This window comes from Pseudomonas sp. M5A4_2d, from assembly GCF_053345295.1.
On the sequence record NZ_JBKEZW010000014.1, the window covers coordinates 46052 to 65115 of the forward strand.

Here is a 19064-nt window from a genome sequence, read left to right on the forward strand (position 1 = left end):
AGCTGGCTTGCCTGCGATTACGGTGTATCAGTCATCAGATCGGGTGCAGACATACCGCCATCGCAGGCAAGCCAGCTCCCACATGTTTACCCATTTGGGTCAGGTGTGGAGGCGTACCCACACCGTCACCAACACCGTCGCCGCCATCAACCACGCCACCGCCGCCACGGCGAGTGAGGCCTCCAGGCGCATTCGGTCGACCATCACATACAACGTCGCCAAATACACAAAATACGGAATGATCGACCACATCCCGAACAGGATCGTAGTCTTCAAGTCGTCCACCGAACGACCTTTGCCGACGATGTAATGTGCAATCAACGCAAAGGTCGGAAACAGTGGCACCAGCCCCGCGATGTAATAGTTTTTGGTCTTGGCCAGCGCTGCCAGGATCAACACCACCGCCGCGCCCAGGGCGGCTTTCAAAAACAGATCCACACCGTGCTCCTTAGTGGCTCAAGCCATACTTCTTTACCTTGTCGAACAGGGTGGTCTTGGCCATCCCCAGTTCCTGGCTGGCCTGGGTCAGGTTGCCGCCGCTGCGTTGCAGGGCGTCGTTGAGCAAGTTGCGTTCGAAGGCTTCGACCGCCTCGGTGAAGGCCAGGCCATGGTTGCTGTTGCCGTTGCCGCTTTTCTTGAAAGCAGGCAAGCCCAAGGCGAAGCGTTCGGCGACGTTGCGCAGTTCACGCACGTTGCCTGGCCAGTCGTGGCTCATCAGGCTCGACACGGTCTGGTTATCCAGTTCCGGCACGCTGCGGTCAAAGCGCAGCGACGACTGCTGCAGGAAGTGTTCGAACAATTGCAGGATGTCTTCCCGGCGTTCGCGCAGCGGCGGCAGTTCCAGGGTCACTACGTTGAGGCGATAGTAAAGGTCACTGCGGAACTGACTGGCCCGGCTCAGCTCGTCGAGGTCGGACTTGGTTGCGGCGATCACCCGACAATCCACCGCCACGCTCTGGTTCGAACCCAGGCGTTCCAGGGTGCGTTCCTGTAACACCCGCAGCAATTTGATCTGCAGGTTGATCGGCATGCTTTCCACTTCATCGAGGAACAGCGTGCCTTCGTGGGCGTGCTCGATCTTGCCGATGCGCCGTTTGCCAGCGCCGGTAAAAGCATTGGCTTCGTGGCCGAAAATCTCGCTTTCGAACAGGTTTTCCGGCAGGCCGCCGCAGTTCAAGGCGACGAACTGGTGGGAATGGCGCCGGCTGAAATCATGCAGGCAGCGTGCGACCAATTCCTTGCCGGTGCCGGTCTCGCCTTCGATCAGCACGTTGGCGGAGGTGTCGGCGACGTTGGCGATCAGCTCGCGCAGGGTCTGCATGGCCGGGGAGCGACCGATGATGCGACCTTCCAGGGAGTCGCGCTCAGCCAGTTGGCGGCGCAGCGACCACACCTCGCGCGCCAGCCCGCGTTGTTCCAGGGCGCGGCGGGCCACGTCGACCAGGCGCTCGGGCGAGAAGGGTTTCTCCATGAAGTCGTAGGCGCCATTGCGCATGGCGCCGACGGCCATCGAGATATCGCCGTGGCCGGTGATCAGTACCACCGGCAGGCTTTTGTCCAGGGCCTTGAGCCGGGTCAACAGCTCCAGGCCGTCGATGCCCGGCAGGCGAATATCGCTGATGACGATACCGGCAAAGTTTTCGCCGATGCGCTTGAGGGCTTCTTCGGCACTGCCTACGCCCACACTGGGAATGTCCTCCAGCGCCAGGGCTTGCTGGCAGCCGAGCAGCACATGGGGGTCGTCTTCGACGATCAGAACGGTGAGGTCGTCTTTAGAGGCGGTAGCGTCTGTATTCATGTCGACTCAGCTTTTTGGGTGCCTGCCAGCGGCAGGCACAAGACAAAGGCCGTACCACCAGTGGCCGGGTGTTCCACGGCAAGGGTGCCGCCAGTGGCCGCCGCGAGGCTGGCGGAAAGCGTCAGGCCCAGCCCCAGGCCTTGTTCGCCGGGTTTGGTGGTGAAGAACGGTTCGAATAAGTGTTTACGTGTTTCGGGGTCGATGCCATGGCCATTGTCGCGCACATGCAAGCGGTACTTGCCGTCGGCGCTGTGGCCGTCCAGCCACAGTTCGGGCGTTGGCTGCGCTTGCATCGCATCGAGGGCATTACCGATCAGGTTGACCAGGATTTGTTCCAAGCGCGTCTGGTCGATCTGCAGTTGGGCGTTGCTGAAGTCGCGGTGCAGGGTCAACGGCAGGCCATCCAGGCGAGCGCCCAGCACCTGGAACGCGGCGTCCACCGCTTTGCCGAGGTTGGCCTCGCCCTGGTCATCACCGCGCCGGGCAAAGGAGCGCAGGCTGGCGGTGATGCGGCCCATGCGGTCGATCAGTTCGTTGATGGTCTTGAGGTTGGCGCTGGCGGTATCCAGAGCGCCACGCTCGAGGAACCGCACGGTGTTGCCCGACAGCGTGCGCAGCGCCGCCAGGGGCTGGTTCAACTCATGAGCAATGCTGGTCGACATCTGGCCAATGGCCGCGAGTTTACCGGCCTGCACCAGTTCATCCTGGGCGTGGCGCAGGGTTTCCTCGGCCTGGCGTCGTTCGCGAATCTGGCCCTTGAGCCGTTCGTTGCTGGCGCGCAGGTCGGCAGTGCGTTCGGCGATCCGACGTTCCAGCTGGCTGTTGGCTTCCTGCAAGGCTTCCCGCGCAGCGAGACGGGTGGCGATAACCTTGCGGCGCTCGTTCCAGGCAATCAGCAAGAACGCGACCAGGCCAAACGCGACGGCCACCAGAATGCCCTGGTTGATCGCGGCCCGCCGCAGGTCGTTGAGCGGGGTCAGCAGGGTGAAATTCCACGGTGTATCACTCAGCGGACGGGTCTGGGCCAGGTAGCTGACTTCGTGCTCGTCGTTGACCACTTCGCTGTTGGCGGGGAAGGTCAGCTTCTCGGTGCCTTCGTTAAGGCGCTCGCGGGCCAGGGGCTCCAGCTCGTTCAGTGTCGCCCAGTAATATTGCAGGCTGTGGGCCAGGCGTTCTTTGGTGTCATCGCTCAGCGGTCGCACGGCCTTGAGGCGGCGGGCCGGGTCGCTGGACAGGATGATGATGCCGTTCTCGTCGCTCACAAACGCTTCGAGGCGCGCGCGCTGCCAGCGTTCCTCCAGGGCTTCGAGGCGCACTTTGACCACCGCGACGCCGATGATCTTACCGTGCTCTTCCAGGCCATGGGCCAGGTAGTAGCCGGGTTCGCCGTTCGTGCTGCCAATGCCATAGAAACGGCCGGGCTGGCCGCGAACGGCATTCTGGAAATAGGCACGGAAGGACAGGTCTTCACCTTGGTAGCTGTCGGCATCGCGCCAGTTACTGGTGGCCAATACGCGGCCGGTGGTGTCCATCACGTAGATGGCCCGACTGCGACTGCGTCGGTTCAGGCCTTCGAGGTAATCGTTGACGGTTTTGCGGGTTTCCTGGTTCGGGTCGGCCAGCAGCTTGGATACGCTGGACTCCAACTCCAGAAGGCTGGGCAGGTAGGTGTATTTGCTCAGCTCGCTTTCGACGGTGCGGGCGTGCAGCTCCAACTGGCGTTCGCCGTTGTCGCTGAGGGTGCGGATGCCATAGTACTCACTGACCCAGAAGCCGATATAACCCAGGCCGATCATCAGGGCGATGATCAACGGCGGCAGGAACAGTTGGCGGATCAGGCGTGGTTTCACGGCAAGTGATGGCGGTGCGGCGCGAAATTGGTTGGGGTCGCATTTCATCACAGATGCCTTGGGTCAACCAGAGCTTGCCGGTCTGCTCGGTCCAGTGTGGGAGCGGGCTTGCTCGCGAATGCGGTGTGTCAGTCGCTGAATGTATCGACTGATCCACCGCATTCGCGAGCAAGCCCGCTCCCACATGGGCCTTGTTTCAGCAGTGGGAGCTATGTAGGGCTTAGTGCTGCAGGATTTTCTCAAGGAAGTGCTGCGCACGTTCGGAGCGGGCGCTGATGTCGCCGAAGAATTCCTCTTTCGGGCAGTCTTCGATGATCTTGCCGGCGTCCATGAAGATCACGCGGTCGGCCACTTTGCGGGCGAAGCCCATTTCGTGGGTCACGCACATCATGGTCATGCCTTCGTGAGCCAGTTGCACCATCACGTCGAGCACTTCGTTGACCATTTCCGGGTCGAGGGCGGAGGTCGGTTCGTCAAACAGCATGACGATCGGGTCCATGGCCAGTGCGCGGGCAATCGCAACGCGCTGTTGCTGGCCGCCGGACAGTTGGCCCGGGTGCTTGTGGGCGTGTGCCGACAGGCCGACGCGCTCAAGCAGTTGCAGGCCTTTCTTGGTGGCTTCTTCCTTGCTGCGGCCGAGCACCTTGATCTGCGCGATGGTCAGGTTTTCGGTGATGGTCAGGTGCGGGAACAGTTCGAAGTGCTGGAACACCATGCCGACGCGTGAGCGCAGTTTCGGCAGGTTGGTCTTCGGGTCGGCGATAGAGGTGCCGTCGACCACGATGTCGCCTTTCTGGAACGGTTCCAGTGCGTTGACGCACTTGATCAGGGTGGATTTGCCCGAGCCCGATGGCCCGCACACCACGATCACTTCGCCTTTTTTAACCTCGGTGCTGCAATCGGTCAGCACCTGGAAGTCGCCATACCACTTGTTGATGTTCTTGATAGAGATCATACGGCAAACCTTTTTTGCAGACGCTTGACCAGCAGCGAGGCGGAAAAGCTGATGATGAAGTAGACGACACCGGCGAAGATCAGGAACTCGTTGGAGCGGCCGATGATGTCGCCGTTGGAGCGGGCGGAGTTGAGGAAGTCCACCAGGCCCACGGTGTAAACCAGCGAGGTGTCCTGGAACAGGATGATCGACTGTTGCAGCAGCAATGGCGTCATCTTGCGGAACGCCTGGGGCAGGATGATCAGACGCATGGTCTGGCCGTAGGTCATGCCCATCGCCTGGGCTGCGCCCATCTGGCCCTTGGGAATCGACTGCACGCCGGCCCGTACGATTTCACAGAAGTACGCGGCTTCGAACATCATGAAGGCCACGACGCAGGAGGTGAACGCACCGATCGGGGTGTCTTCGCCGGTGATCCAGCGCAGCACGAACGGCACTGCCAGGTAGAACCAGGTAATGACCAACAGCAGCGGGATCGAGCGGAAGTAGTTCACATAGGCGCCGGCCAGACGCGACGCCAGTTTGTTGGACGACAGGCGCATCAGCGCGAGGACCGTGCCCAATGCGATGCCGCCGACTACGCCCATGACCATCAACTGCAAGGTCATGATCATGCCGTTCCACAGGCCAGGGATAGCGGGGATGATGCCGCTGAAATCAAAGTCCATTATTTACCCCCCACGGAGATCAGGCCGGGCACGGCGACTTTCTTCTCAACCAGGCGCATCAGCAACATCAGGCTCATGTTCAAGGTGAAGTAGATCAGCGTGGCCAGGGTGAAGGCCTCAAACAGGTTGGCCGAGAACTCGGCGGTCTGTTTGGTTTGCGCCAGCAATTCCATCAGGCCGATCAAGGACGCCACGGAGGAGTTCTTGAACACGTTGAGGAATTCCGAGGTAAGCGGCGGAATGATGATGCGGTAGGCCTGTGGCAGCAGCACGTTCCAGTAGATCTGCGGCAGCTTGAAGCCCATGGCACGCGCGGCGGCTTCCTGGCCACGTGGCAGCGCCTGGATGCCGGTACGCACCTGTTCGCACACACGGGCTGCGGTGAACAGGCCCAGGCACACGACAACGCTCAGGTAAGCCGAGGTGGTCGGGTTGAGGTCTTGTTTGTACCAGTCCTGCAGGTTTTGCGGCAGCATATCGGGTATCAGGAAGTACCAGATAAACAGCTGAACCAGCAGCGGCACGTTACGAAACAGTTCCACGTAGCAGGTCGCGATGCCCGATACGATGCGGTTTGGCACAGTGCGCATGACCCCCAGAACGGAGCCCAGCAACAAGGCGATAATCCACGCCACGACGGCGATGGCAATGGTCCAGCCCAAACCGGAGATGTACCAGTCGAGATAGGTCTCGCTGCCCACGCCGGTGGACTTGAAGAACACGCCCCAGTCCCAGTTGTAATTCATTAGGGTCTCCCCTCGAAATCGATCGATGTACAAGCACCCGCTTGGGGAAGATCCTTTCCCGCCCGACGTTGAACGTCAGGCACACGCGATCGGCTCGAAAACCGCCAGGTCGAGTGTTCCAAATTAAAGCCAGCAGGTAGTAACAGACGCCTGAGGGAGGGTTGGCTCCCTCAGGAGATAAGGTTAGTCAGAAATCAGATTTTTACGTCAGGCGCTGGTTTGTCGCTTGGGTTAGCGATCAGCTCCTTAACCTTCTCACTCATCGGGAAGTTCAGGTTCAGGCCTTTAGGTGGGATCGGGCTTTCGAACCACTTGCTGTAGATCTTGTTGATTTCGCCGGATTTGTACAGGGCGACAATCGCGTCATCCACGGCTTTCTTGAAGGCCGGGTCGTCTTTACGCACCATGCAAGCGTAGGCTTCAAAGGACTGTGGCGTACCGGTGATGACCCAGTCGTCCGGCTTCTTGGCCTTGGCTTCTTCACCGGCCAGCAGGGCGTCGTCCATCATGAAGGCTACGGCGCGGCCGCTTTCCAGCATCTGGAAGGATTCGCCGTGGTCTTTGGCGGAGATGACGTTCATGCCCATCTGCTTGTCGGCGTTCATCGCTTTGATGATGCGCTCGGACGTGGTGCCCGCGGTGGTCACGACGTTTTTGCCTTTGAGGTCGGCAAAGTCAGCGTAGGACGGCTTGCCGTCCTTGTCTTTCTTGACCAGCAGACGGGTGCCGATTTCGAAGATGTTGACGGTGAAGTCGACCTGCTGGGCGCGTTCGGCGTTGTTGGTGGTAGAGCCGCACTCAACGTCCGCAGTGCCGTTCTGGATCAACGGGATACGAGTTTGCGAGGTCACCAGGTTGTACTTGGTTTTCAGATCGGGTTTGTTCAGGTCTTTTTTCAGTTGTTCGACGATAGCCAACTGAATGTCGTGGGAGTAGCCCACTGGTTTGCCCGAACCATCTGCGATGTAGGAGAACGGAATGGAGCTGTCGCGGTGAGCGAGAGTGATGGTGCCGGAGTCGTTGATTTTCTTCAGTGTGCCGGTGAGTTCGGCGGCGAAAACTGGAGTGCTGATCAGAGCAGCAGCGATAGCTGCGCCCAGGATATGGGGAACGATGCGCATCAATACTTCCTCGACATTTGTTTTTTTTATGAAGCCGGCTAAACGGCTCTCTTGTACAGCGAATGCCCGTAACGGCTCCTGAAGCGTCTCAGGCAATCGTCAGGGAGTGTAGAGCATGAGTCGTGCCATACCTGAAACAAAAGGTTATCTGATTGATTTATAAGGAGATTAACTTTGTGTTACTAGTAATTTGCAACTGTCAGGTCCGGCAAACCGAATGGTGCGGGGTGTGCTGTTCGGAAAACCGAATGCCATCGCGGGCATAAAAAAGCCCCTGGGCCATACGGCGCAGGGGCTTTTTTACAACTTGCTGATCAGGCCGCTTCAATCTTCGTGCGGTTCTGCTCAACCTTGGACAGGTAACGCTGTACGTTTTCCTGTTCTTGCGCGGTGGTGAACAGGCCAAGCTTGGTACGGCGCCACAGGACGTCCTTAGGTTGAGTCGCCCATTCTTCAGCACACAGGTAATCGACTTCGCGGGTGTACAGGCCGCCACCAAGGTGGTCGCCCAGGTCAGACAAGGATTGCACGCCTTCCAGCAGGCGCCAGGTGCGGCTGCCATAGGTGGTGGCCCAGCGGCGCGCGATCTCGTTTGGCACCCAGTCGAACTTGGCGCGGATGGCCTCGGCCAGGGCTTCTGGCGTGGTCATGTTTTCGCCGCCAGGCAGGCTGGCGGTGGCCGTCCAGCTTGGGCGCATCTGCGTGAAGTAAGGCGCCAGTTGTGCCATCGCCGACTCGGCGAGTTTGCGGTAGGTGGTGAGCTTGCCGCCGAACACCGACAAAATCGGTGCTTCGCCCGTGCCGCCAGACAGCGACAGCGTGTAGTCGCGGGTGATGGCCGACGGGTTATCCGACTCGTCGTTGCACAGTGGGCGCACGCCGGAGTAGGTGTGGACGATGTCGTCGCGGCTGAGCTGCTTCTTGAAGTGGGCATTCACCACGTTGAGCATGTAGTCGGTTTCACCTTCAGTGATCGCCACTTTCGCTGGGTCACCGGTGTATTCACGGTCGGTGGTGCCGATGATGGTCAGGTGGTTCAGGTACGGAATGGTGAAGACGATGCGCTGGTCTTCGTTCTGCAGGATGTGCGCGTGGGCGCCTTCGTACAGCTTCGGCACGATCAGGTGGCTGCCCTGGATCAGGCGGATGCCGTAAGGCGAATCCAGCTTCAGGTCTTCCTTGATGAATTTGGCAACCCATGGGCCGGCGGCGTTCACCAGCGCGCGAGCGCGGATCGAGAACAGGCTGCCATCGGCGCGTTCCATGTTCATTTCCCACATGCCGTTGCTGCGGTGTGCGCTGACGCAACGAGTCTGGGTGTGGATATGCGCGCCTTTTTCGCGGGCGGCCATGGCATTGAGGACTACCAAGCGGGCGTCGTCGACCCAGCAGTCGGAGTATTCGAAGCCTTTGGTGATCTCGCTTTTCAGCGGGCTGTCGGGGCCGAACTTGAGGCTTTTGGAACCGGCGAGTTTTTCGCGCTTGCCCAGGTGGTCATACAGGAACAGGCCGGCACGGATCATCCACGCTGGACGCAGGTGCGGGCGGTGCGGCAGCACGAAGCGCATCTGCTTGACGATGTGTGGCGCTTTGGCCAGCAGCACTTCACGTTCTGCCAGGGCTTCGCGCACCAGGCGGAATTCATAATGTTCGAGATAACGCAGGCCGCCGTGGATCAGCTTGCTGCTGGCGGAAGAGGTGTGGCTCGCCAAGTCGTCCTTTTCGCAAAGGAATACCGACAAACCGCGACCGGCTGCGTCTGCTGCAATGCCGACGCCATTGATCCCGCCACCGATTACGGCAACGTCATAGACTTCGGCAAGCGGTGGAGCAGGCAAGGTGGAAGGGTTCATCGGCTGGCCTCGCGATTTATTCGTCTTGGAATTCGAACATTAATGTTCATTTCCGAAAATGGTAGCTGATAAACGCGCGCACAGCCACCCTACTTCGATTGAAAAAACTCATCGAAGAGGCGAGAAAAGAAAATTTGTGAACATGAAAGGCGTGGCGTGCCCGTTCCATCGCCATCGCGGGCAAGCCTGGCTCCTACATTTGGAATGCAATCAATTGTGGGAGCCGGGCTTGCCCGCGATGGCGGCGGTACAGGCGCCAGCGATATTGAAGGGTTAGACCACTTCCAGCCGAACCTTATGCTGGTTCAACAACTGCACCAGCGCCGGCACCGGCTGCTGATCCGTCACCAAACAGTCGACCAAACTGATCGGGCCCAAGCGAATCATGGCATTGCGCCCGAATTTACTGGAGTCCGCCGCCAGGATCACCTGGCGCGCATTGGCAATAATCGCCTGTGAAACCCGCACTTCCTGATAATCAAAGTCGAGCAGGCTGCCGTCTTCATCAATGCCGCTGATCCCTACCAAGGCAAAGTCGACCTTGAACTGGTTGATGAAGTCGACACTCGCCTGACCGACCACACCGCCATCACGGCGCACATTACCGCCGGTCAACAGCACATCGAAATCGTCCTTGGCACTGAGCATGGTGGCGACGTTGAGGTTGTTGGTGATGATTTTCAGGTGGTTGTGATTGAGCAGCGCACGCGCGATCGATTCGGTCGTGGTGCCGATATTGATGAACAGCGAGGCGTGGTCCGGGATTTGCGCCGCTATGGCTTCGCCGATGCGTTGTTTCTCATCGCGCATCTGGTCGGCACGCATGGCGTACGCGGTGTTCTCGACACTGGAGTCATAGGCCGCGCCGCCGTGGTAGCGGCGCAGCAGATTGGCGTCCGCCAGCTGGTTGATATCGCGGCGGATGGTTTGCGGGGTGACAACGAATAGCTGCGCCATCTCCTCGATACTGACGTAACCGCGTTCGCGGACCAGTTCGAGGATTTGTTGTTGGCGGGGAGGCAGATTCATGGGGCGTCCTTTGGGCTGCCATACAAAAGTGGCCCATGATGACGCAGCAAGCGGCTCCCCGCCAGTTACAACCCTATATGGGTCCGGCGGTTGGCTTATTCAGCGCCTTCGTGCGGTTCCCAGTCGCGGGTGCGGCTGACCGCTTTTTGCCAGCCGGCGTAGAGTTTTTCTTTGGCGGCTTCATCGAGCGTCGGCTCGAATTCGCGTTCGATCACGGCCTTGCCGCGCAACTCGTCCAGGCTGCCCCAGAAGCCACAGGCCAGGCCTGCCAGGTAAGCGGCGCCGAGTGCAGTGGTTTCGCGCATTTGCGGGCGCTCAACCTGGGTACCCAGGATATCGGCCTGGAACTGCATCAGGAAGTTGTTGGCCACCGCGCCGCCATCCACGCGCAGGGCTTTGAGGCGTTCGCCCGAGTCCTGTTGCATGGCGTCCAACACGTCACGGGTCTGGTAGGCAATCGACTCCAGGGCGGCGCGAATGATGTGATCCACGCGTACGCCACGGGTCAGGCCAAACAGTGCGCCACGGGCATACGGGTCCCAGTACGGAGCGCCCAGACCGGTAAAGGCCGGGACCAGGTACACACCGTTGCTGTCCTTGACCTTGCCGGCAAAGTATTCGGTGTCGGTGGCATCCGCGATGATCTTCAGCTCGTCACGCAGCCATTGCACGGTGGAGCCACCATTGAACACGGCGCCTTCCAGGGCATAAGCCACTTCGCCGCGTGGGCCGCAGGCGATGGTGGTGAGCATGCCGTGTTTGGATTTGACGGCTTTGTCACCGGTGTTCATCAGCAGGAAGCAGCCGGTGCCATAGGTGTTCTTGGCCTGGCCGGCTTCCACGCACATCTGGCCGAACAGTGCGGCCTGTTGGTCACCCGCGATGCCGCCGATAGCGATGCCGCTTTTGGTGCGGCCGTAGATTTCCGAAGACGACTTAACTTCCGGCAGCATCTCGCGCGGTACGTCGAGAATCTCCAGCATCTTCGCATCCCACTCCAGGGTGTGGATGTTGAAGAGCATGGTGCGCGAGGCGTTGGTGTAGTCGGTGACGTGGGTTTTGCCACCGGTAAATTTCCAGATCAGCCAGCTGTCGATGGTGCCGAACAGCAGTTCGCCGTTGCGCGCACGCTCGCGGCTGCCTTCAACGTTGTCGAGGATCCACTTGAGCTTGGTGCCGGAGAAGTACGGGTCGGTGACCAGGCCGGTGGTGTCGCTGATGTATTGCTCGTGGCCATCGCGCTTGAGCTGCTGGCAGATCTCGGTGCTGCGGCGGCACTGCCAGACAATTGCGTTGTAGATCGGGCGACCGGTGATCTTGTCCCATACCACGGTGGTTTCACGCTGGTTGGTGATACCGATGGCAGCGACCTGGTCATGGTGCAGGCCGGCTTGTGCCAGGGCCTCGACCATTACTGCGCTTTGGGTGGCGAAGATTTCCATCGGGTCATGTTCGACCCAGCCGGCTTGCGGGTAATGCTGAGCGAATTCACGCTGGGCGGTGCAGACCACGTTGGCATCACGATCAAAGATGATCGCCCGCGAACTGGTGGTGCCCTGATCAAGGGCAATGATGTAGTTCTTATTCTGAATGTCGGTCATGTCGATTGCCTTGGACGGAAATAAGGAAGTGAGTAATCAGCCTGGGCCGCAAAAGGGCAGTGGGACCAGGCTGGCGGTATCAGGAAATACGCGTCTTGCCGTTGACTGCCGTGTCAGTTGTTGCTTCAGCTATAGCAGGTGCGGCGCTTGGCAGATGACGGGCAATCAGCCCGCGATAGGCCGCAGCACCGAGGCATGCGCCGACAATCGGCGCGAAAATCGGTACCAGGAAGTAAGGAATATCACGACCGCCAGTAAAGGCTATTTCACCCCAGCCGGCGAAAAAGGTCATCAGCTTGGGCCCGAAATCCCGTGCCGGGTTCATCGCAAAGCCGGTCAACGGGCCCATGGCGCTGCCAATCACGGCGATCAGCAGGCCGATCAGCAGCGGGGCCAGCGGGCCACGTGGCAGGCCATTGTTATCGTCGGTAAGGGCCATGATCACGCCCATCAGGATCGCGGTGATGACCATTTCAACCAGGAAGGCCTGGGCCGTGCTCAGCAGCGCATGCGGGTAGGTGGAGAACACCGACGCCAATTCCAGGCTGGCCTGGGAGCCACGAACCATATGATGGGTTTGTTCGTAATCGAAAAATAGATTGCTGTAGAGCGTGTAGACCAGCGCGGCGGAACAGAAGGCGCCGGCGATCTGGGCAAGGATGTAGAACGGCAGTTTGCGCTTTTCGAAATCGGCAAAAATGCACAGGGCGATACTGACCGCCGGATTGAGGTGAGCCCCGGAAATACCGGCACTCAGGTAGATCGCCATGCTCACGCCGACCCCCCAGATGATACTGATTTCCCACAACCCAAAGCTGGCACCCGCGACCTTGAGCGCAGCGACACATCCTGTACCGAAGAAGATCAGAAGCGCAGTCCCCAGGAATTCGGCCATGCATTGGCTCGAAAGTGAAGGCTGTTGAAGTGCAGTTGTCATGGCAAACCTCGATTGTTGTTCTTGTTGGGCGCACAACCTCAACGGGCCGTTGCGCAATTTTCACCGTAACCGGGATCCCCATCCTGACTACGGCTTACTACTGGAACGCTGTGGGACTATTCCTACAGTATTCGGAAACGAAAAAATATAGACAAGAATGACCGCTGTCAAAGGTCGAAAGTGAACCATTGGTCATTTTTGAACTATTGGTCTGGTGAATGATCATGCTTGTCCACTCCAGCACTCATTTCAGGAGGCGCGCACTAGAGCGTTTTGCATGGGCTTGGCCTAGAATTGAGCGTCTTTTTGCCGCGCCCGGAGTAGCCATGACCCCCGCACTGGACCTGTTGAAAAAAGTTCGCGCCGAACATCATATTCACAGTTATGAACATGACCCCAAGGCCGCGTCTTATGGCTTGGAGGCCGCGGAAAAGTTGGGGCTCGATCCGGCGCAGGTGTTCAAGACCTTGCTGGCCAGCAGTGAGAAAGGTGAATTGTTGGTGGCGGTGGTGCCGGTCGTCGGAAGTCTGGATTTAAAAGCGCTGGCCCATGCGGCCGGGGTAAAAAAAGTCGAGATGGCTGACCCGGCGGCGGCGCAACGTTCCACCGGCTACCTGTTGGGCGGCATTAGCCCGTTGGGGCAGAAAAAGCGTTTGCGTACGTTTATCGATGTGACGGCGCAGCCGTTCGCGACGATTTTTGTGAGTGCAGGGAGGCGGGGCTTGGAAGTTGAACTGCCGGCGGCGGTGTTGGCTGAGCATACCCAGGCCAAATTTGCGCCGATTGGCCGAGCCTGACATAGATCTTGAAGTGAGTGAGATCCAATGTGGGAGTCGGGCTTGCCCGCGATGCAAGCGCCTCGGTCTTTAAGGTAAACCGAGGGGATGATATCGCAGGCAAGCCAGCTCCCACATTTTGAGTCGGTTTCGTCAGCTATCAGTTGGCGGGGCTGTAGCGGCGAACGCCGGATTCGGCTTGAGGAATCTGCGCCGCCACGCTGCCTGAAGCCTGGAACAACACCAGGTGTTCAGCGGCCACTCGAATCCCTACCTGCGCACCGACTTGATGATCCGCATGGCTGGGGAAAATCGACTCCAGCTGAGCGCCCGTGGGCAGTTGCAGGCGGTACAGGGTCGAGGCGCCGAGGAAGGTCTTGCCGACGATCCGCGCTTTCAACGCACTGTCCGGTGCGTAGACGATGTCATCCGGGCGCAGCAACACATCAACCGCGCCACCCGTTGGCCAGGTGTAGGCGCGATTACCGCGCAGGTCTCCCAGTTCGGTGCTGACCGATTCCGGTGAGCTCAATTGACCCCGGATGAAATAGCCCTGGCCGATAAAGCTCGCGACGTAAGGTGTCTGTGGTTCGTGATAGAGGTTGTAGGGCGTGTCCCACTGCTCAAGACGGCCCTCCTTGAAAACCCCCACATGGTCGCTCACGGCGAAGGCTTCTTCCTGATCATGGGTGACCAGAATCGCGCTGGTGCCGCGTGCCTTGAGAATGTCGCGCACCTCATGGCTGAGCTTGCGCCGCAGCTCGCCATCAAGGTTGGAGAACGGCTCATCCAACAGCAACAGTTGTGGCTCCGGCGCCAGGGCGCGGGCGAGGGCGACGCGTTGCTGCTGGCCGCCGGAAAGCTCGTGAGGGAAACGCTTGCCGAGGTTTTTCAGGTTGACCAGTTCCAGCAGCTCGGCGACCACGCGGTCTTTTTGCGGGTGTTTGCGAATGCCGAAGACGATGTTGTCGGCCACGCTCAAGTGCGGAAACAGCGCGTAGTCCTGGAACACCATGCCGATCCGGCGTTTCTCCGGTGCCAGGGTGAACCCCGCGCTGGAAATCACTTCGCCGGCCAGGCTGATTTCACCTTCGTGCACCGGCTCAAACCCTGCAATCGCGCGCAAGGTCGTGGTTTTGCCGCAGCCCGAAGAGCCGAGCAGGCAGCCGATGTCGCCGGCGTTGAGGTGCAGGTTGAGGTTCTGCACCACCCGTTGATCTTGATAGCCGCAAGCCAGATTGCGCAGGTTCAGCAGTAATGGCTGGCTCATGCGTGGTGGTACGACGGCGGGACGAGGAATTCAAGCAGTGCCTTTTGTGCGTGCAGACGGTTTTCCGCCTGGTCCCATGCTACCGAACGCTCATCGTCGAGCAGGTCGAGGCTGATTTCTTCGCCACGGTGAGCGGGCAGGCAGTGCATGAACAGCACGTCCGGCGCGGCCAGGTCGAGCAGCGCGCGGGTTACCTGGAACGGCGCAAACAGCGCCAGGCGCTTGGCGGTCTCTTCTTCCTGGCCCATGGAGGTCCAGACGTCGGTGCTCACCAGGTGTGCGCCGATCACCGCGTCACGCGGGTCGCGCACCACGGTGACCCGATCACCGGCCTGTTCCAGGAACCGCGCGTCAGGCTCGTAGCCTTCCGGGCACGCGACGCGCAGTTGAAAGTCGAACTGGATCGCCGCTTCTATATAACTGTTGCACATGTTGTTGCCGTCACCGATCCAGGCCACGGTCTTGCCCTGGATCGAACCACGGTGCTCCAGGAAGGTTTGCATGTCGGCCAGCAACTGGCAGGGGTGCAGGTCATCGGACAGGCCGTTGATCACCGGTACCCGGGAGTTGGCGGAAAATTCGGTCACGGTGCTGTGGGCAAAGGTACGGATCATCACCGCATCGAGCATGCGCGACATGACCCGGGCGCTGTCGGCGATCGGCTCGCCACGGCCCAGTTGGGTGTCGCGCGAGGACAGGAAGATGGCTTGGCCACCCAGCTGGATCATGCCGGCTTCGAACGACACGCGGGTGCGGGTCGACGACTTCTCGAAAATCATCCCGAGCACACGGTTTTTCAAAGGCTCGAACAGTACGCCGCGGTTACGCAGGTCTTTAAGCTCAATGCCTCGACGGATCACGCTGACCAGCTCTTCGGGCGTGCAATCCATCAGGGAGAGAAAGTGCCTTGCGCTCATCATTAACTACCTTTTTGCAACAGACCGCAGATACTCAAAGCCTTGTTTATTGTTACAACGGGCGAGACCTGCGGCGAAAGCCGCACGGGGCGACGAAATAGGGGAAGGCGCGATCTTATAATTAAATGTCGCGTCTTACCAATAGGGCTACGGTTTTTAAGGGTGTTCAAGAAGGGCGCGAGAGCGCTTTTGAAGACTGATTCCTGACAGCAGCAGCCCATTTGTACACTGGCGCCGAGACCTTTTGCAATGTGTGAGGGCGGGCCCAGAGCGGGTTGTGTCGGTCTCAGCAACGGAGTGTAAGGTTCTGAAACATTTGCACATGCTTGGCCATGTGCTGGCCTGATGCTTGCCGATTCACAGGACGAACGTTGCTGGTGCCCACGCAGGTGACGGCCCATAGTTGGGCCAAAGCCCAATAAAAGAGACTGGCCATGACCAAGACTCTCCACCACCGTGCCTGCCATCTGTGTGAAGCCATCTGCGGCCTGACCCTGGAAACGACCCAGGCCGAGGACGGCAGCCTGGCGATTACGTCGATCAAAGGCGACCCGCTGGATACGTTCAGTCGCGGGCACATCTGCCCCAAGGCCGTGGCGCTGCAGGACATCCAGAACGACCCGGACCGCCTGCACCAACCGATGTTGCGCGTGGGCAGCGAATGGCAGCCGATCCCCTGGGATGACGCGTTTGCGTTGGTGGCCGAACGATTGGCAGGCATCCAGGCCAGGCATGGGCAGAATGCGGTGGCGGTGTATCAGGGCAACCCCAGCGTGCACAACTATGGGTTGATGACCCACAGCAACTACTTCCTCGGTCAGCTCAAGACACGCAACCGGTTTTCCGCGACCTCAGTGGACCAGTTGCCCCACCACCTCACCAGCCACCTGATGTACGGCCATGGCCTGTTGCTGCCGATCCCGGATATCGACCACACCGACTTCATGCTGATCCTGGGGGGTAACCCGCTGGCGTCCAACGGCAGCATCATGACCGTGCCCGATGTGGAGAAGCGCCTCAAGGCCATCCAGGCGCGGGGCGGCAAGGTGGTGGTGGTTGACCCTCGGCGCAGTGAAACAGCGGCGATTGCCGATCAGCATGTGTTCGTGCGGCCAGGTGGTGACGCGGCGCTGTTGTTCGGGTTGCTCAACACCTTGTTTAGCGAAAACCTGACCCGTGACAGCCATTTGCCGGTTGAAGGTCTCGACGACGTGCGCAACGCGATTGCCGGGTTTACCGCCGACGCCATGAGCCGCCAGTGTGCGGTGCCAGCCGAGCAGATCCGCCAGTTGGCACGGGACTTCGCGGCGGCGGACAAGGCGGTGTGTTATGGGCGCATGGGGGTTTCGACCCAGGCATTTGGCACGCTGTGCCATTGGCTGGTGCAGTTGATCAATCTGGTGACCGGCAACCTTGACCGCGTCGGTGGCGCCTTGTGCACCACGCCGGCGGTGGATTTGGTCGCCTCGACTGGCGGTGGGCATTTCAATCGCTGGCAGAGTCGGGTGTCCGGGCGCCCCGAATACGGTGGGGAGTTGCCGGTGTCGGCATTGGCTGAAGAAATGCTCACCGAAGGCGACGGACAAATCCGCGCCCTGGTGACGGTCGCTGGCAACCCGGTGCTGTCGACGCCGAATGGCCGCCAACTTGAACAAGCCTTGGATGGGCTGGAGTTCATGCTCAGCATCGACCTCTATATCAACGAGACAACCCGTTACGCCGACCTGATTTTGCCGTCCACCTCGGCGTTGGAAAACGATCACTACGACACCACGTTCAATATGTTCGCCGTGCGCAACGTCACCCGTTTCAATCGCGCGATTCTGCCCAAGCCTGCGGGCGCGTTGCACGATTGGGAAATCTTTGTCGGCTTGGCCAAGGCTTTCGCTGCGCAGACCGGCGTCGCGCTCAAACCGACCATGGCGCCTGCGCAGATGATCGACTTCGGGCTGCGCGCGGGAACGTACGGTGATGCATCCAGCCACCAGCTGTCGGTGGCGATGCTGGCGGATCATCCCCATGGCGTGGACTTGGGGCCGCTCACGCCCAACCTCGCCGCACGCTTGAAAACCCCTAACGGCCAGGTGCAGGCGGCACCGGCAGTCATCCTCGCTGACCTGGCGCGTTTCACGGCGCAACCTGAGCCTGTGGCAAATGAGCTTCTGCTGATCGGCCGTCGCCATGTGCGCAGCAATAACTCGTGGATGCATAACTATCACCGACTGGTGAAGGGCAAGCCGCGCCATCAACTGCACATGCACCCGGATGACTTGGCCAGTCGGCAATTGATCGATGGTCAGCGCGTGCGTGTCAGCTCGCGCATTGGCATGATCGAAGTGGAAGTGCTGGCCAGCCTGGACATGATGCCCGGCGTGGTCAGCCTGCCCCATGGTTGGGGTCACGGTCGCCCGGGCGTGCAGATGACCATCGCCAGTGGGCAGCCGGGGGCGAGTGCGAATGACTTGACTGACGAGCGGCAGTTGGACGAATTGTCTGGAAACGCCGCGCTGAACGGTGTGCCGGTGCAGGTGGCAGCCGCATAAGGCCCGAGCACCGCGCTGGAATTTTGCGTTACAATGCGCCACCGTGCCGACCTGTGAGTCGCGAAGTTCCTGCAGAGGTGTTCCATGGATATCATCGAAACGATCAAAGAGCAGATTGCCAACAACACCATTCTGCTTTACATGAAGGGCGCCCCGAACGCTCCTCAGTGCGGTTTCTCCGCGAAGGCGTCCCAGGCCATCATGGCGTGTGGCGAGAAATTCGCTTACGTGGATATCCTGCAAAACCCGGAAATCCGCGCCAACCTGCCGAAGTACGCCAACTGGCCTACCTTCCCACAACTGTGGGTAGCCGGTGAGCTGGTCGGCGGCAGCGACATCATCGTTGAGATGGCGGCTGACGGTTCGCTGCAAGCGCTGGTCAAAGATGCCGCGGAAAAAGCAGCAGCCAAGACAGAAGCGTGATGCTTTTGTAAAAAGCACTGCAATAAAAAGCCTCGCTTCTCGTAAGAGAGCGGGGCTTTTTTGTACCTGCGCGCCGTGGGTTATTCACCCATCTGCGATTGCAGGTAGTTTTCCAGGCTGACTTTGACGATCAGGCCCTGTTGGGTTTCCAGCCAGTCGATATGTTCTTCCTGGTCTTCAAGAATATCTTCCAGCAGTTCACGGCTGCCGAAGTCGGCCTTGATTTCGCAATGAGCGATGGCGGCCTTGAGGTCGCTGTGGCTCTTCTGTTCGAACTTCAGGTCGCTGATGATCATTTCCTGGGTGTGTTCGCCGATGTTCAGCTTGCCCAGGTCCTGCACGTTCGGCAGGCCTTCCAGGAACAGGATGCGCTTGATCAGCGCGTCCGCGTCCTTCATTGCCTTGATGGACTCTTTGTATTCACGCTTGCCCAGCTTTTCCAGGCCCCAATCGTCATACATGCGCGCATGCAGAAAGTACTGATTGATCGCGACCAGTTCATTGGCAAGGATTTTGTTGAGTTGCTGGATGACTGAGATGTCGCCTTTCATGACTGGGGTCCTGCCCTGTAATAGCT

At 59.6% G+C, this 19064-nt stretch carries 17 protein-coding genes; 3 read left to right on the plus strand and 14 right to left on the minus strand.

The features are described from left to right. Positions 1-99: 99 nt before the first annotated feature. The 11 genes from ACLBW8_RS26090 to ACLBW8_RS26140 all read right to left on the minus strand — a co-directional run bounded on the left by ACLBW8_RS26090 (position 100) and on the right by ACLBW8_RS26140 (position 12558). Positions 100-438, minus strand: coding sequence for a GlpM family protein (locus ACLBW8_RS26090; RefSeq protein WP_221294044.1), 339 nt, complete (start codon positions 436-438; stop codon positions 100-102). Positions 439-448: 10 nt separating this feature from the next. Continuing rightward, positions 449-1798, minus strand: a complete 1350-nt coding sequence (locus ACLBW8_RS26095; RefSeq protein ID WP_064450920.1) for a two-component response regulator AauR — start codon at positions 1796-1798, stop codon at positions 449-451. Then, positions 1795-3696, minus strand: a complete 1902-nt coding sequence (locus ACLBW8_RS26100; protein WP_053254636.1) for a two-component sensor histidine kinase AauS — start codon at positions 3694-3696, stop codon at positions 1795-1797. Before ACLBW8_RS26100 ends, ACLBW8_RS26095 begins: the two co-directional genes overlap by 4 nt. Positions 3697-3868: 172 nt before the next feature. Next, on the minus strand, positions 3869-4603 hold the full coding sequence (locus ACLBW8_RS26105; protein WP_007916729.1) for an amino acid ABC transporter ATP-binding protein: 735 nt from the start codon (positions 4601-4603) through the stop codon (positions 3869-3871). Then, positions 4600-5271 (minus strand): amino acid ABC transporter permease, encoded by a 672-nt coding sequence (locus tag ACLBW8_RS26110; RefSeq protein ID WP_064450921.1) that lies wholly within the window; start codon positions 5269-5271, stop codon positions 4600-4602. The genes ACLBW8_RS26105 and ACLBW8_RS26110 overlap by 4 nt, the downstream gene beginning before the upstream one ends. After that, positions 5271-6017, minus strand: a complete 747-nt coding sequence (locus ACLBW8_RS26115) for an amino acid ABC transporter permease (RefSeq protein WP_064450922.1) — start codon at positions 6015-6017, stop codon at positions 5271-5273. The genes ACLBW8_RS26110 and ACLBW8_RS26115 overlap by 1 nt, the downstream gene beginning before the upstream one ends. A 194-nt stretch (positions 6018-6211) precedes the next feature. Further along, a complete protein-coding gene (locus tag ACLBW8_RS26120) occupies positions 6212-7138 on the minus strand; it encodes a glutamate/aspartate ABC transporter substrate-binding protein (protein WP_053254639.1) in 927 nt (308 codons plus the stop codon). 314 nt (positions 7139-7452) lie between these two features. Then, positions 7453-8991, minus strand: coding sequence for a glycerol-3-phosphate dehydrogenase (gene glpD, locus ACLBW8_RS26125; RefSeq protein ID WP_447806678.1), 1539 nt, complete (start codon positions 8989-8991; stop codon positions 7453-7455). Positions 8992-9264: 273 nt separating this feature from the next. Next, complete coding sequence (locus tag ACLBW8_RS26130; RefSeq protein ID WP_010212755.1) at positions 9265-10020, minus strand: DeoR/GlpR family transcriptional regulator; 756 nt, start codon at positions 10018-10020, stop codon at positions 9265-9267. Between the two features lie 95 nt (positions 10021-10115). Further along, the gene (glpK, locus tag ACLBW8_RS26135) at positions 10116-11621 is read right to left on the minus strand and encodes a glycerol kinase GlpK (RefSeq protein WP_064450924.1); all 1506 of its coding nucleotides are present in this window, start codon (positions 11619-11621) and stop codon (positions 10116-10118) included. A gap of 79 nt (positions 11622-11700) precedes the next feature. Further along, positions 11701-12558, minus strand: a complete 858-nt coding sequence (locus ACLBW8_RS26140) for an MIP/aquaporin family protein (RefSeq protein ID WP_064450925.1) — start codon at positions 12556-12558, stop codon at positions 11701-11703. Positions 12559-12884: 326 nt separating this feature from the next. Here ACLBW8_RS26140 and ybaK point away from each other — a divergent pair, with 326 nt between their 5' ends. Continuing rightward, positions 12885-13355, plus strand: coding sequence for a Cys-tRNA(Pro) deacylase (gene ybaK, locus ACLBW8_RS26145; protein WP_221296049.1), 471 nt, complete (start codon positions 12885-12887; stop codon positions 13353-13355). 139 nt (positions 13356-13494) lie between these two features. Here the strand turns inward: ybaK and ACLBW8_RS26150 are convergent, their stop codons facing one another. After that, complete coding sequence (locus ACLBW8_RS26150; protein ID WP_064450927.1) at positions 13495-14604, minus strand: ABC transporter ATP-binding protein; 1110 nt, start codon at positions 14602-14604, stop codon at positions 13495-13497. After that, the gene (argF, locus tag ACLBW8_RS26155; RefSeq protein WP_064450928.1) at positions 14601-15521 is read right to left on the minus strand and encodes an ornithine carbamoyltransferase; all 921 of its coding nucleotides are present in this window, start codon (positions 15519-15521) and stop codon (positions 14601-14603) included. Before argF ends, ACLBW8_RS26150 begins: the two co-directional genes overlap by 4 nt. A gap of 434 nt (positions 15522-15955) precedes the next feature. On the opposite strand from argF, the gene ACLBW8_RS26160 reads away from it, so the two are divergent. Both ACLBW8_RS26160 and grxD read left to right on the plus strand, forming a co-directional pair. Further along, positions 15956-18064: a molybdopterin oxidoreductase family protein gene (locus tag ACLBW8_RS26160; protein ID WP_447806679.1), complete on the plus strand. Its 2109-nt coding sequence runs from the start codon at positions 15956-15958 to the stop codon at positions 18062-18064. Between the two features lie 84 nt (positions 18065-18148). Next, the gene (gene grxD / locus ACLBW8_RS26165; protein ID WP_064450930.1) at positions 18149-18487 is read left to right on the plus strand and encodes a Grx4 family monothiol glutaredoxin; all 339 of its coding nucleotides are present in this window, start codon (positions 18149-18151) and stop codon (positions 18485-18487) included. 80 nt (positions 18488-18567) lie between these two features. Here the strand turns inward: grxD and bfr are convergent, their stop codons facing one another. Continuing rightward, entirely contained in the window at positions 18568-19038 is a 471-nt protein-coding gene (gene bfr / locus ACLBW8_RS26170) for a bacterioferritin (RefSeq protein ID WP_128587023.1), read from the minus strand. Positions 19039-19064: the final 26 nt, after the last annotated feature.

Excerpts from the sequence above, each read along its gene's own strand:
- ACLBW8_RS26095 (WP_064450920.1), bottom strand. The coding sequence starts at position 1,798 with ATGAATACAGACGCTACCGCCTCTAAAGACGACCTCACCGTTCTGATC.
- ACLBW8_RS26100 (WP_053254636.1), bottom strand. The coding sequence starts at position 3,696 with ATGAAATGCGACCCCAACCAATTTCGCGCCGCACCGCCATCACTTGCC.
- ACLBW8_RS26105 (WP_007916729.1), bottom strand. The coding sequence starts at position 4,603 with ATGATCTCTATCAAGAACATCAACAAGTGGTATGGCGACTTCCAGGTG.
- ACLBW8_RS26110 (WP_064450921.1), bottom strand. The coding sequence starts at position 5,271 with ATGGACTTTGATTTCAGCGGCATCATCCCCGCTATCCCTGGCCTGTGG.
- ACLBW8_RS26115 (WP_064450922.1), bottom strand. The coding sequence starts at position 6,017 with ATGAATTACAACTGGGACTGGGGCGTGTTCTTCAAGTCCACCGGCGTG.
- ACLBW8_RS26120 (WP_053254639.1), bottom strand. The coding sequence starts at position 7,138 with ATGCGCATCGTTCCCCATATCCTGGGCGCAGCTATCGCTGCTGCTCTG.
- glpD (WP_447806678.1), bottom strand. The coding sequence starts at position 8,991 with ATGAACCCTTCCACCTTGCCTGCTCCACCGCTTGCCGAAGTCTATGAC.
- ACLBW8_RS26130 (WP_010212755.1), bottom strand. The coding sequence starts at position 10,020 with ATGAATCTGCCTCCCCGCCAACAACAAATCCTCGAACTGGTCCGCGAA.
- glpK (WP_064450924.1), bottom strand. The coding sequence starts at position 11,621 with ATGACCGACATTCAGAATAAGAACTACATCATTGCCCTTGATCAGGGC.
- ACLBW8_RS26140 (WP_064450925.1), bottom strand. The coding sequence starts at position 12,558 with ATGACAACTGCACTTCAACAGCCTTCACTTTCGAGCCAATGCATGGCC.
- ybaK (WP_221296049.1), top strand. The coding sequence starts at position 12,885 with ATGACCCCCGCACTGGACCTGTTGAAAAAAGTTCGCGCCGAACATCAT.
- ACLBW8_RS26150 (WP_064450927.1), bottom strand. The coding sequence starts at position 14,604 with ATGAGCCAGCCATTACTGCTGAACCTGCGCAATCTGGCTTGCGGCTAT.
- argF (WP_064450928.1), bottom strand. The coding sequence starts at position 15,521 with ATGAGCGCAAGGCACTTTCTCTCCCTGATGGATTGCACGCCCGAAGAG.
- ACLBW8_RS26160 (WP_447806679.1), top strand. The coding sequence starts at position 15,956 with ATGACCAAGACTCTCCACCACCGTGCCTGCCATCTGTGTGAAGCCATC.
- grxD (WP_064450930.1), top strand. The coding sequence starts at position 18,149 with ATGGATATCATCGAAACGATCAAAGAGCAGATTGCCAACAACACCATT.
- bfr (WP_128587023.1), bottom strand. The coding sequence starts at position 19,038 with ATGAAAGGCGACATCTCAGTCATCCAGCAACTCAACAAAATCCTTGCC.